This window comes from Aerococcus viridans (assembly GCF_001543285.1).
Classification (GTDB): domain Bacteria; phylum Bacillota; class Bacilli; order Lactobacillales; family Aerococcaceae; genus Aerococcus; species Aerococcus viridans.
The window spans coordinates 925,363-939,239 of record NZ_CP014164.1 but is presented as its reverse complement, the minus strand read 5'-3'; the positions used below and the strand labels follow the sequence as shown (position 1 = coordinate 939,239).

The 13,877-nt window shown below is 40.5% G+C and carries 10 protein-coding genes, 1 tRNA gene and 1 other annotated feature; of the genes, 2 read left to right on the top strand and 9 right to left on the bottom strand.

All coding sequences use genetic code 11. The features are described from left to right. Window positions 1-129 precede the first annotated feature (129 nt). Window positions 130-202: transfer RNA gene (locus tag AWM76_RS04550), tRNA-Thr, on the top strand. A gap of 97 nt (window positions 203-299) precedes the next feature. Here the strand turns inward: AWM76_RS04550 and AWM76_RS04545 are convergent. Together AWM76_RS04545 and AWM76_RS10950 are read right to left on the bottom strand one after the other, a co-directional pair. Continuing rightward, the gene (locus tag AWM76_RS04545; protein ID WP_235585539.1) at window positions 300-1,190 is read right to left on the bottom strand and encodes a transposase; all 891 of its coding nucleotides are present in this window, start codon (window positions 1,188-1,190) and stop codon (window positions 300-302) included. Next, the gene (locus tag AWM76_RS10950) at window positions 1,106-1,441 is read right to left on the bottom strand and encodes a helix-turn-helix domain-containing protein (protein ID WP_235585524.1); all 336 of its coding nucleotides are present in this window, start codon (window positions 1,439-1,441) and stop codon (window positions 1,106-1,108) included. Before AWM76_RS10950 ends, AWM76_RS04545 begins: the two co-directional genes overlap by 85 nt. A 100-nt stretch (window positions 1,442-1,541) precedes the next feature. On the opposite strand from AWM76_RS10950, the gene tnpA reads away from it, so the two are divergent. Beyond that, complete coding sequence (gene tnpA, locus AWM76_RS04540) at window positions 1,542-1,964, top strand: IS200/IS605 family transposase (RefSeq protein ID WP_060779346.1); 423 nt, start codon at window positions 1,542-1,544, stop codon at window positions 1,962-1,964. Between the two features lie 162 nt (window positions 1,965-2,126). Here the strand turns inward: tnpA and AWM76_RS04535 are convergent, their stop codons facing one another. The 7 genes from AWM76_RS04535 to carB form a co-directional block, all read right to left on the bottom strand. Next, window positions 2,127-3,668, bottom strand: coding sequence for an ATP-binding cassette domain-containing protein (locus AWM76_RS04535; protein WP_003141096.1), 1,542 nt, complete (start codon window positions 3,666-3,668; stop codon window positions 2,127-2,129). Between the two features lie 437 nt (window positions 3,669-4,105). Further along, window positions 4,106-5,305, bottom strand: a complete 1,200-nt coding sequence (locus tag AWM76_RS04530; protein WP_003141097.1) for an aspartate aminotransferase family protein — start codon at window positions 5,303-5,305, stop codon at window positions 4,106-4,108. A 9-nt stretch (window positions 5,306-5,314) separates the two neighbouring features. Next, the gene (gene argJ, locus AWM76_RS04525) at window positions 5,315-6,586 is read right to left on the bottom strand and encodes a bifunctional glutamate N-acetyltransferase/amino-acid acetyltransferase ArgJ (protein WP_003141099.1); all 1,272 of its coding nucleotides are present in this window, start codon (window positions 6,584-6,586) and stop codon (window positions 5,315-5,317) included. A 25-nt stretch (window positions 6,587-6,611) separates the two neighbouring features. After that, window positions 6,612-7,652 (bottom strand): N-acetyl-gamma-glutamyl-phosphate reductase, encoded by a 1,041-nt coding sequence (argC, locus tag AWM76_RS04520; RefSeq protein ID WP_003141101.1) that lies wholly within the window; start codon window positions 7,650-7,652, stop codon window positions 6,612-6,614. Continuing rightward, window positions 7,653-8,678 (bottom strand): ornithine carbamoyltransferase, encoded by a 1,026-nt coding sequence (gene argF / locus AWM76_RS04515; RefSeq protein WP_003141103.1) that lies wholly within the window; start codon window positions 8,676-8,678, stop codon window positions 7,653-7,655. Window positions 8,679-8,693: 15 nt separating this feature from the next. Continuing rightward, a complete protein-coding gene (argB, locus tag AWM76_RS04510; RefSeq protein WP_039934664.1) occupies window positions 8,694-9,557 on the bottom strand; it encodes an acetylglutamate kinase in 864 nt (287 codons plus the stop codon). A 337-nt stretch (window positions 9,558-9,894) separates the two neighbouring features. After that, window positions 9,895-10,116 (bottom strand) — a binding site (T-box leader). 105 nt (window positions 10,117-10,221) lie between these two features. Beyond that, on the bottom strand, window positions 10,222-13,401 hold the full coding sequence (gene carB, locus AWM76_RS04505; protein WP_003141106.1) for a carbamoyl-phosphate synthase large subunit: 3,180 nt from the start codon (window positions 13,399-13,401) through the stop codon (window positions 10,222-10,224). Window positions 13,402-13,877 lie beyond the last annotated feature (476 nt).

Here is a 13,877-nt window from a genome sequence, read left to right as displayed (position 1 = left end):
AATTATAACAAAGATTCAGGTATTTTTAGGGATTTGCCTCGTAAAATAACAAGATAATTTTTACTTTACAAGGAAAAATTTTAGGCGTACAATATTTTATGTTTTAGAAAAGGAAATTTAATACTTTTCGCCGAATTAGCTCAGTTGGTAGAGCATCTCATTCGTAATGAGGGGGTCACAAGTTCGATTCTTGCATTCGGCATAATTATATTGATGAACTACAACGCCATTAAAATGGCGTGTTTCTAGGAACACTCATGACTTGTTCCACTTATTTCAAAGCAAAACAGCGGTCTAAGCTATTTAACTAAGGCCTGTTCCAGGCCAATATTTAATATATTTTTAGCTGCGTTGATATCTCTATCGTGATGCAGATTACACTTCATACAAGTCCAATGACGTATATTTAACGCTTTTTTACCGCTATCATACCCGCAATTAGAACATTTCTGGGATGTCTTGTACGGATTAATAGCCACAAATGTCTTATCGTACATTTCGCACCTTGCCTCTAGGATTGTTCTAAACATCCGCCAGGATTGGCCAGCGATTGAACGGGCTAATTGATGATTTTTCATCATATTAGTCGTCTTTAAATCCTCTAGAACGATAACGTCATAACTTTTAACCATATCGGTTGTGATTTTATGAATGTAATCCTTGCGGATGTTTTTGATACGTTGATGAATACGGGCCACTTGGCGTTTGGCTTGCTGGTAGTTTTTCGCATCCGCTAAAGCTACACCGTTCTTTTTGGCTTGTAAACGTCTACGGGCCATTCGCTTTTCCCAATAATGTAATTGCTTCTTATAAGACAAATGTAGTCGCTGACTTTGATATTTTTGACCATCAGACGTAATAGCTAAATCACTTACACCTAAATCGACACCGACTACATTTCCTGTTTTGGGCATTGCTTGATTATCGCTTGTGACCAAAAGGGAGATATAGTAGTCGCCACTAGGTGTATATTTAACGGTGACAGATTTTATGCGTTCATTCTCAATATGAAGCACACTTGACTTACATTTTATCCAACCTAATTTGGGTAATTTGATATACCGCTGATTATCATTAAAACGAATGTTGTTGCCACGTATGGTACTTAAATACGACTGTCTGGTGTTCTTCTTTGATTTGAATTTTGGGTATTTTGAATAACCTTTAAAAAACGAACAAAAGTTTCGGATAAGCGTTTAACACTACATTGAACAGCTACGCTATCAACTTCACGCAACCAGGGATATTCCTTCTTCATTTGTGGAATAAGAGAGGATAACGCATTATAAGATAGCATTTGAAGGTCAGGATTGTTTTCGTACCGCGCATTCAACATGGCCAACATTTCGTTCCAGATGAATCGGGTATGACCAAAGGTCATATGAATTAACTGACGCTGTTTTTCGTTAGGATAGATTTTACACTCAATTCCTTGATACATGTTTTCACCCCCTTGCGTTTATAGATATATTATACCATACGTATGACACTTGTTTATAGCGATAACAATTACTATAATTTAGTTGAAGAAGTGTTTACATATGATTGTGAAAACAAGGACAAATGTCTATAATTTTAATTTCTATTTGGTTTGGGTAACAAAGTATCGTAAGGAAATATTTACAACCATTGAAAAGCAAAACGCCATGCAAGATATGTTGACGCACATTTGTGATGAACATGATATTGTCATCCAATCGCTGCAAGTTATGCCTGACCATATTCATATGTTGATTTCGTTCAACCCTAAACATGCCGCAAGTAGTATCGTCAAGACACTTAAAGAGAAATCTGCACGTCTATGGTTTAAAGCTTATCCAGAAACAAAGACAATGTTATGGGGTGGCCATTTATGGACACCTAGTTATTTCATGGCAACAGTAGGCAGTATGTCTAAAGAAGCTGTTAAAAAGTATATAGAAAATCAATTAACGGAATACAATGACGGTCGCCCTAGAACTTGATTCATCCATGTAATGAATTACACGGTTTTCTCAAGGGGCGACTTTAAATAAATAAACGCATGTAGGCCCCTCCAAAAAATACCGGACCTGCCTTTTTTATATCAGCCAGCATCCGGTTGCCCTTCCATTATGCCATGAAAGTTTTCACTACATTTTCATTTTTTACCATTGATTGACATGGTCAACGATTTGAAACCCCTCAGAACTTAATTCATACACTGTGTCACACACTGATTTTAAAAACTGTCGGTCGTGGGAAACGGTGATGATAGCGCCGGGATAATCATTGAAAACCGTACGGATTTCTTGTTGAGAAGAAGCTGAGAAATTCCTAGTCGGTTCATCTAAGAGTAAGACATTGTATCCTTTAAGGTCCAAACTGGCTAGGATAAGTTTTCCCTTTTGCCCACCGGATAAGTAAGCTATTGGTTGGTCCATTTCTTCAGGTAAAAAGCGGAGACTACCCAAATAAGTCATGATTTGCGTTCTTTCTTCCTTGTCCCCACTGGTAGTCATAAATTCGATAGGGGTTTGGTCATCAGGAATTTCCTCACTGTATTGTTGGGGCATGTAGCCCACTTGGAGGCCTTTAGCATCTTTTAAATCACACCAAAGTTGACGAAGGAAAGTCGTTTTGCCAATACCATTAGGGCCAATAATGCCGATTTTATCTTGACCTTTGACAGTTAGTTGCAGATTGTCGGCTAATGTGCGGTCATCAACGGTCACTTGACCGTCGTCTAAGTGCACGACCACTTGGCTCTTGGATAAAGGGTTCACGTTAGAAAATTCAATATGAATGGGCGCTTCTTTAATCGGATGGTCCACAAATTTGGCCCGTTCGCGTTCAAATCTCTTGTCCATAGATTGGACAGCTTTCATCTTTTTAGCAAGAAGTCGTCCTGCAGTAGAATCCTTGGTATTGTTCAATTGGTGGTCTACTGAATCGTGCACGCGGTTAAACTTCGCCATCCGTTTTTGGTCTTCTACCCGCTGCTTGTTGGCTAAATTCTCCTGATTGGACATCTCTTGGTCACGGTGGGTTAGGTAATCTTCGTAGCTGGCCTTTACAAATGTTGACCGGGCAGTCGACTTGTTGGTCAATCTTTCTACATGGAGGATATGGGTGGCGGTTCGTTTAAGCAACAACTCGTCATGGGAGATATAAATCATAGCCAAGTCACTTTGCTGAATAAACTTTTCAAGCCAGAGACTGGTTTCGACATCTAGATCATTAGATGGTTCATCCATCACCAACAGATCTGGCTCATCCATCAGCAAGTCAATCAACTGAAACTTGATCCGCTCACCTCCAGACAGGTCTCCCACTAACTGTTGGTCATAAATCCGTTCCACATCAAAGTTTAGCCGGTTACCCAGTTGATAGAGCAATTGATAATCCACATCTGCGTAATCCCGACCCCTGAAAAAATAATTTTCCAATGACTTTGCTAGGTCCTCATTTGCCATAGCTTGGGGTAAATAAGCCAACTGGGTAAAATGATTGATCATTTGCCCGGTAATTTCAAGATACGATTGAATACTTTCATCCCCGACAATATATTTTAGAATCGACGATTTCCCGTTGCCCTCTTCGCCAATAATTGCGACCTTATCACCAGGGTTTACCACAAATGATAAGTCGTCAATTATGGTGAATACAGTGCTAGCTTGCGTCATAGTTAAGTGTTTAATTTGTAACATATATGTGCCTCCTTTATTATTTTGGGCACAAAAATTGCCCTACTAATTTGTTCTGTAGTAGGACAAATGTTGAACATGGATACTTGAAAAATGACGATGCCAACCCAATCTAGGTCTATTGTATACCCTAGATATAGGCCCACTTACATGTTTCGTGAAACTTTCTTCAATGATAAAAATGCACACAAAAAGAAAGGTCGATAGTATCCGTCCAAAGTTTTTTATCCTACCAAAATAGGCGAGGTTAAACCAACACTATTATCGGTGTTTTTTCTCGCTCACTATTTTAAATAAAGTAGGATTATAACTTCATTGGACTGGATACCTGACCTTTCTTTGAAATTGTTATGGTATAAAAGCAATTTACCAGGATATTGAGGGTATGTCAACCTATAAGATATCATTTAGAAGGACATTCTTATAGGTATCTACTAGCCTTATTCACGCTCAAGAGCCGTTTTCAACTTAGCTAAAGCTTGATCTACCACATCTTTTGTGACATTTAATGGGGGTAGTAAACGGATGACGTTGTCCTTAGCTGAAGTCACTAGTAAACCTTGGTCTGCTGCTGCCGCAATCACTTGGGCTACTGGCTTAGTGACTTTCAACCCAATCAAAAACCCTTGACCACGAACTTCTTCAATTATAGGTGACTGCCAGGATTGCACTTGATCCTTAATATAAGCAGATATCACCTTCACATTTTTCAATAGTTCTTGGTTGTCAATGGCTGACAAGATATAATTGCCCGCTGCTGTAGCTAATGGATTACCACCAAAGGTAGTGCCGTGGTCTCCTGGTTGAAAGTGGTCGGCCACCCGGTCCTTTGCTACTACAGCACCGATTGGTATGCCCCCACCTAACCCTTTAGCTAGGGTGATGATATCTGGACTTAAGGCGGTTTGTTGAAAGGCGAACATAGTTCCAGTACGGCCAATTCCTGTTTGTATCTCATCTACAATCACGAGGACATTTTCTTGTTTTTGCAGTGTGTTGATAGCAGACATGAATTCAGGCGTAATGGCATTGACCCCACCCTCTCCTTGGATGACCTCAAGCAAAATGGCGCAAGTATTCTTGTTAACAACCTTTTTTAAAGCGTTAACGTCATTAAAATCCACATATTTAAAGCCGACTGGCAAAGGTTTAAAGGCGGTGTGCATGTCTTCTTGGCCGGTCGCCGTTAAGCTTGCTAAGGTCCGGCCGTGGAAAGATTGGTTCATGGAAATAATTTCAAAGGCATCCGGTCCCTTGCTTTCAGTCCCCCATTTACGGGCCAGTTTAATAGCTGCTTCATTGGCTTCAGTCCCAGAATTGGCGAAGAAAGTCTTGTCCAGATTTGAAGCTTGGCTTAATTTTTCGGCTAGTTTTACCCCATTTTCATTCCAGAAAAGGTTAGACACATGGATCAAATTGCCTGCCTGCTTAGAAATGTATTCGACGAATCCTTGGTCGGCGTGCCCTAATACGTTACAGGCGATACCAGAAATGAAATCGATGTACATCTTCCCATCAAGATCTTCAACATAGGGACCTTGACCTTTGACCAAAACTGTTTCTTGACGGTTAAAGGTGTGCATGGTGACTTCTTGTCCTAATGCAATCAATTCTTGTGTATTGAGATTTTGTGTCGTCATATGCTCCTCCTAACTCCGGTAGTCGGCATTAATTTTGATGTAATCTTCAGTCATATCGCAGGTCCAAACGGCTATCTGGCTCTTACCGATGCCTAAATCAATAGCAATTGTGATGTCTGTTTCAGATAGGATTTCATAGGCTAAATCTTCATCAAATACTAGCCCTTGACCATTCTTGCAGGTTAAAATCTCTCCCTTTTCAGAAATAAAACTGATCTGAATTTTCGTTGGATCTAGGTAATCAGGTTGGGCTTGACCAATGGCTGAAAGTACCCGGCCCCAGTTAGCGTCTTGCCCGTAAACAGCTGTTTTCACAAGGGACGATGTCGCTACCTGTTTGGCAATGCCTTCAGCGTCTGCTTGATCTGCCGCCCCTTTCACAGCAACGGTGACAAATTTTGTTGCTCCTTCTCCATCGGCCACGATTTCCTGAGCCATCATTTGACAGATTTCCGTTAATTTCTCCTGAAAAATGAGTATGTGCTGTTTAGTTGGCTTGACAGAGACCTTGTTGGTAGACGCCAGAAGGACGGTATCGTTGGGACTAGTATCCCCATCAACTGAAATCTTGTTGAAAGATTGGTTGACAGACGCTTTCAGCAATTGCTGTAAGGTCTCTTGGCCAAGATCCAAATCAGTTACCAAATACGACAACATGGTGCCCATATTCGGGTGGATCATACCTGACCCCTTGGCAATGGCTGCTAGGTGAACGAGCTGCCCTTCGATTTCAAAGGCAATAGCAGCTTGTTTAATTTTGGTATCCGTAGTCATAATGGCTTCAGCCGCTTGAATCGAATCACCGGCCGTCAGGTTATGGGCTAATGTGTCCACTTGGTTGTCGAAATTACTCAGGTCCATTGGTACACCAATAACACCCGTAGAACAAATCAGGACTTCATCTGGTTGAATCTTTAGCTTGCTAGCTAGTGTGTTAGCCATGATTTGAACATCGGTATCTCCTTTTGGTCCGTTAAAGGTGTTGGCATTTCCTGAGTTAATCATAATGGCTTTAAAGGTGGCCTGTTCATTCAAGCGTTTTTTATCATATTTGATATGATGCGATTGGATGGCATTTTTTGTAAATACCCCTACCACAGTGGCCCCTTTTGGAAAATAAATCAGGGCTAAATCTTTATTACAGTGTTTGAAACCAGAATGTACACCAGACACCCAGACATTTTCAATAGCGCAAAGGCCTCCAGAAATGGCCTGACTAGCTAAGGGATGTGGTTCAGCATTTTCATTACTTATTGTGGTCGCTAATTGACTTTGTGACATGTAATCGAACTCCTTTCATTAATGCTTATGGAAAGATTGGGACTTGGGTAAGCCCTGTCGTTTGGTCTAGTCCAAACATTAGGTTCATATTTTGGATGGCTTGACCAGCTGCCCCTTTTACTAGGTTGTCTATAACGGCAAAAATCACTAACCGGTTGGTTCTTTGGTCAACTTTGACTTGGATATGGGCAAAATTGCTAGCCCGTACCGCCTTAATTTGTGGCAATTGGTCTTGACCTAGGATGTGAATAAAGTATTTATCTTGGTAGTAATCTTGGTAGATTTGACGAACTTGGTCTTCAGTAATGTCAGCTGTTAAGTCCAGGTAAAAAGTGGCATGAATGCCCCGTTCTATTGGCAACATATGCGGAGTGAATTGAACAGTGACTTGTTTTTTGGCGACATTATTTAAAGTCTGCTCAATTTCAGGAATATGGCGGTGTGCCATAGGATTGTAAGCATAAAAGTTATTACCTAACTCAGTCAGTAAGTTGGCTACTTTGGCAGAACGGCCTGCCCCAGAGACACCTGTTTTGGCATCAATAATTACTGAATCTGTTCGAATGAACTCTTGGTCGATTACTGGCAATAAGCCGAGCAAACTGCAGGTCACAAAACAGCCAGGATTAGCGATTAAATCTGCCTTGTGAATGTCATCTGCGTAAAGTTCAGGTAAACCATAAACCGCTTGTTCAAGTAAATCAGGTTCTGTTTGTGGAATGCCATAATATTCTTGGTAGACTTGGCTATCCTTAAGTCTAAAGTCCGCACCCAAATCAATCACCTTGACGTCATGTGCTTGCGCTGCTTTAGCGATTTCCATGGATACCCCGTGCGGCAAGCACAAGAATAAGACATCCACTTGGTCGAAAATTTGGTTTGGATCATAAGCCACGAAGGATTGGTCGATTAAGCCCTTGAAATGAGGATAATAGTCCTGAACCTTAGTTCCCACTTCATTTCTCGAAGTTAAAGTGGTTAATTCAATATCTGGTCGGGTCACCAACAAGCGGATTAATTCTTCACCTGTATAGCCAGTTGCCCCGATAATCCCTACTTTAATCACCTAATCGCCTCCTTTGTCATTATTGTTTGGCCAGAATAAGTTGCCGTTTGTAGCTGCCATGATGGCTTTAATTGAGTGCAAGCGATTTTCTGCTTGTAAGAATTGTTTGGCGTAATCGGCCTGGAAGACTTCATCTGTCACTTCCATTTCTTGGTAGCCGTATTGGTCTAAGACTTGCTGGCCGTAAGTGGTTTTTGCGTCATGGAAGGCAGGTAGGCAATGTAGGAAAATGAAATTCGCTGTCTCAACTTGGTCTATCAACGATTTGTTGACTTGAAATGGCATTAATTGCTTGATCCGGTCTTCAAAGGACGCTTCCTCACCCATTGAGACCCAGACATCTGTGTATATAATGTTGGCCGTTTTCACGGCTTGAACTGGGTTATTTGTTACGGTGATTTTGGCATTTGTTGCTTTGGCGATGTCTTGAGCGGTTTCAAGAATATCTTGTTCAGGTTGTAATTGTGAGCTAGTCGCAATGGTAATGTCAACGCCCAACTTGGCACCTGCAATCATTAAAGAGTTGGCCATATTGTTACGACCATCTCCTAGATAGACTAAGTGGTGCCCTTTTAAACAACCAAAAATCTCTTTAATAGTCATAAAGTCCGCGATCATTTGGGTTGGATGCCAGGTATCGGTCAATCCGTTCCAAACTGGTACACCTGCATGGGCCCCTAACAATTCGACTGCTTCCTGGTCAAAACCACGATATTCGATGCCGTCAAACATGGCGCCAAGGACTTTTGCAGTATCGATAACAGATTCTTTCTTACCGAGTTGGATGTCGTTGGCCCCAAGGTATTCAGGGTGACCGCCTAGATCGTTGACTGCTACGGTAAAGGCTGCACGGGTCCGAGTGGAAGATTTTTCAAATAATAGGGCAATATTTTGTCCTTTTAAATATTCGTGTGGAATATTGGCTTTTTTTAATTTTTTCAAATGCAAGGCGAAGTCGATTAGGAATTCAATTTCTTCACTGGTATAATCCAGTAATTTTAAAAAGTTTTTATTTTGTAAGTTCATGTATAAACCACCTTTTTAAGCTGTAATCATGGTGCCGATGCCATTTTTGGTAAATAACTCTAAGATAATAGCATGGGGAATGGTGCCGTCGATAATCTGGCACGAACGGACGCCCGATTGGATGGCGTCTAGGCAATTTTCCACTTTAGGGATCATACCGCCTGTAATCATTTCATTTTCAATGGCTTTTTGGATTTGGTCAGCGGACATAACCGAACATAAAGTTGTTGGGTCAGCCGGATCTTCATAAATGCCGTTAATATCGGTTAGATAAATCATTTTTTCAGCATTTAAAGCTGAGGCAATGGCAGCGGCCGCTTCATCCGAATTGATGTTCAAGCTTTCTCCTTTGGGGCCATGAGCGATGGGTGAAATCACTGGAAGCAAATTATCATCTAACATTTGGCGTAGGTAGTCAGTGTTGACATTGGTTACCTGGCCAACTAAACCTAGCGACTCATCCTTCTTCACGGCTTCCATAATTTTATTGTCTTTACCAGAAACAGAAACTGAGGAAACACCCTCTTCATTCAACATAGTTGTTAAATTAGGTGAGATCGATCCAGTTAATACCATCTCCACTGTCCGCATGACGTCACTAGAAGTCACCCGCAAACCATTAATAAACTGTGGCTCAACCCCTTGCAGCTCAAGCATCCGGTTAATTTCTGGCCCACCACCATGTACGATAATCGGCTTCATTCCAACGTACGACAGCCAGGCGATATCTGAAATCACCCGCTGACGCATTTGCTCAGAAATCATGGCATGACCGCCATATTTAATCACCACAATTTTTTGGTGAAAATCCTTAATATAAGCCAATGAGTCTATTAAAATATTTGCCTTCTCAATATCTTGCTTACTAATTTCTATCACTTTTCTCCTCCATTCATCGAAAAACACCCCTACATCTGCATTTTGCAAACATAGAGGCGTTAAACCGCGGTACCACTCTACTTAGTTATTTTCCTAATTCGTTGAACACAATTTCTTGCATACAAGTCCTTGGAAAATGACTATCTCTCATCCTAACGTGGACACCACGTCCTTGTTCAGTTTTTTTACCTAACAAGAAATCTATAAAGCGCGGTTCAATTGGTTGATATCAGTAGTCTCACACCACCACTACTTCGCTTGACATATGCCCCAATTTACTTTCTTTATCTACGATTCATTTATATATAAAAAAGCCCCGTTCCATGTTCAAATAGAACATAGAGACGAGGCTTATCCGTGGTACCACTCTAGTTAACTCAAATTGACAAACAATTGAATTCACTCGATTTTGTTAACGCTGCATCAGCGAAACTGGCTACTTGCTCTCACCAATTTATCTATGAAGTGCGTTTCAGTGATGTCGTCATATTAGGCTTCCACTCTATCCTAACTCGCTGTGAATCCAATCACCACTTACTCTCTTCATACTTGATCTTTAATATTACTGTTATTTTATTAGGAAATAATGATAAAGTCAAATGTTTTATAAGATTTTTTTAAGTTAGTGATATGTTTTTTGGATCACTGTCTTGCATAGAATTCATTAAACCTTAGCACCAACCGCTTTTTCGTCTAAAACTTTCGTATAGGCTTTAAAGGTATCTAGGTGGGTAAACAATGACGCTAATTGGCTGATGGCAGTCAATCTAGTCGCCAACCCGTTTTCATACCCTGGCACATTACCTGTTGTATCCACCACTAATTGCACATCGTTTTCAGTGATGTATTGGTTTAACTCATCTGTATTCGAGAAGACTGTAAAGTTATCTGATTCAAGCTTTTCATCTGCGTCATTGATGTAGATTGCTAATGGGTAACCTGCCTGATGCAACTTGGTTAAGTCCGCTTCGATTTCCCCTAAATCTGTTTTTAACAAATTGAAGACAATCGCACCCTCGTCAGTTGCTTGAATGTTGGCTCCTTCAAAGGCTCTTTGTAGGGCAATAGCGTATGTTTTACCTGAACCCATCACCTCACCAGTTGATTTCATTTCTGGACTAACCGCTGGATCAACACCATTTAATTTAGTGAATGAGAAGACTGGTGCTTTCACGTGGACTTGGTCGTCAGTATAGTCGAATACTCCGCTAGTAAAGCCTTGTGCTTGTAGGCTAGTCCCCATAATCACGTTTGTAGCAATTTGTGCGATTTCGATATCCGTTACTTTTGATAAGAATGGCACTGTACGGCTGGCTCTAGGGTTCACTTCGATAATAAAGACTTTGTCATTTTCCACGATGAACTGGATATTCACCATCCCGATTGTACCTAAGCCATTTCCAATTTTGATGGTTTCATCGATAATTTGGTCGATGACAGCTTGTGATAATCTTTGTGTCGGGAAAACAGCCATCGAGTCACCTGAATGGACACCCGCTGCTTCGATATGTTCCATGATACCTGGGATAAAGACATCCGTGCCGTCGCAAATGGCGTCCACTTCAACTTCAATCCCTTGAACGTAGTGGTCAATCAAGATTGGCGCTTCTTGTTTTAATTTATGACTTTCAGCCAAGGCGTCATTCATGTAAGTGGTTAAGTTTTCTTCGTCATAAACCACTTCCATCCCTCTACCACCTAGGACAAATGATGGTCTAACAAGTACTGGGTAGCCACCAATTTTTTCTGGGATAGCTAGGGCTTCTTCTAAAGATAGCGCAGTATCCCCTTCTGGTTGGGCAATATTTAATTGGGTTAACGCTTGTTCGAATAATTTTCTATCTTCAGCTCGGTTCATGTCTTCAACCGATGTCCCAAGAATTTGGATACCAGCTTCTTTCAAGTCATTGGCCAAGTTGATGGCAGTTTGTCCACCGAATTGAATCATGACACCGATTGGTTGCTCCCGTTCAATAATAGCCATCACATTTTCAAAAGTAACTGGTTCAAAGAATAACTTGTCAGAGATTGAGAAGTCAGTTGATACTGTTTCAGGGTTTGAGTTGATAATCAAGGCTTCGTAACCAGCTTTTTGCAAGGCTTTCACACAGTGAACGGTAGCGTAGTCAAATTCAATCCCTTGACCGATTCTGATTGGGCCAGAACCTAATACTAAGACAGATTCTTTATCAGTAGCTGTATGAACTTTGTTTTCACCAGCATAAGAAGTGAAGTAGTAGCCTGCTTCACCATAGTCACCCATACCCCAGATGGTCACAGGGAGAAAATTAGGTACAAGCGCATGTTCATCTCTAAAGGATTTCACTTCATTCACGGTTACTTTGGCAAGTTGTGCAATTGTTTCATCATCAAAACCATTTAATTTCGCTTCTGCCACCACATCTTTATCTAGTGGCTGATCTTTAAGCGCTGCTTCAATGTCCACGATATGTTTAATGGCTTGTAGGAATAATGGGCGGATTTTTGTATGGTCTTCAGCTTCTTCTACAGTCATTCCGCGACGAATCGCTTCTGCCAAGTAGAAGATACGGTCATCTTTCACTTCGACAATTTCTTTTAAAATTTTCTCGTCTGACGCTTTAGCTGCATCCACATCGAATAAGTGTGGGTGGCCGTTATCAAGCGATTGGATTGATTTCAACAAGGCTTCTTCAATCGATTGACCTAGTGACATCACCTCACCAGTTGCCTTCATTTGCGTCGTTAAGCTTCTATCCGCATTTTTGAACTTGTCGCTTGACCAACGTGGCACTTTTGCAACAGTATAAGTAATATTTTTTGGATCATATTCGGAAAAAGTTGTTTCAGTGTAGGGGTTGTATAATTCGTCAAAGCGATACCCTACTGCGATTTTAGCTGCCACTCTGGCAATGGGGAAACCTGTCGCTTTTGAAGCTAGGGCTGATGAACGAGACACACGAGGGTTTACCTCAATGATGTAGTATTCTTGTGTATCCGGTTTTAAGGCAAGTTGCACATTACAGCCACCTTCAATTTCTAAGGCTTGAATAATTTTAATGGCTACATCTGCTAGCATGTCATTTTGTGCTTGATCAAGCGATTGATTAGGGGCAAACACAATTGAATCACCTGTATGTACACCAACTGGGTCGAAGTTTTCCATCGAAGTGATGACTTTTGCAACACCCGCGCCATCTCTCATGACTTCGTATTCGATTTCTTGGTAACCAGCAATTGATTTCTCAATTAAACATTGGGTTACTGGCGATAAAATCAAACCGTTTTTAACGATTTTTTCAAGTGATGCTTGGTCTTCACAGATACCACCACCAGAACCACCCATGGTAAAGGCTGGTCTTACAATAATCGGGTAACCAATTTCATTGGCAAAATCAACCGCTTCATCAACAGTGTGAACAATTGTCGAATCTGGAACAGGTTGGCCGATTGAAGTCATCAAGTTTTTAAATAACTCACGGTCTTCTGCTTGGTCAATGGCTTTAAGGTTGGTACCAATTAACTCAATATCTAGTTCTTCTAAAATACCTGAAGCATCTAAAGTCAAAGCCATGTTTAAGCCTGTTTGACCACCAAGCGATGGTAAAATTGCATCTGGTTTTTCTTCGTATAAAATTTTAGAAACCATTTCTTCTGTAATTGGTTCGATATAAATCTTATCAGCCATCTTGCGATCAGTCATTATTGTCGCTGGATTCGAATTAATTAGGACAACTTCGTATCCTTCCTCTTTTAATGCAAAACAAGCTTGAGTACCAGCATAGTCAAATTCGGCTGCTTGTCCGATAACAATGGGACCAGATCCGATAACTAGAATTTTGTTAATATCTGTTCTCTTTGGCATAATTTTTCCCCTTTTCTAATGACCTATCGATTGCACACCAAATCCACCAATTTCTTTAAACACCCCAAATTCAAGCAAAATGCCTGAGATCTGCGGGATTTTATTAAAAACATCGGTTCCGATTGGCTTTATTAAAATTAAAATACTTACCCTTTCACTTTCTCACCGTTACCAACAGCCTAACACTTAATATCAAGCTTGGCTTTAGTCCTAGTGATTTCGTTTGTAAAGTATTTTTTCCTTTGACGTACTTTACGGTATGTTCAATGCTAGGTCAAACAAAAAATAAAAATTAAATCATTTTTTTCTCATTTTTACTCAATAGATTTTAGCGAAAACCCATTTGTTTCTATATAAGCAGTCAAAAACAAATCATTTTCAAAAACATTTTAAAGATACGTAAAGGTACAATATTTGTCTTTATTGTACTTATTCTAGTTCATTTCGTCATTTACTTTTTTGGTAAGCGGTAAGAT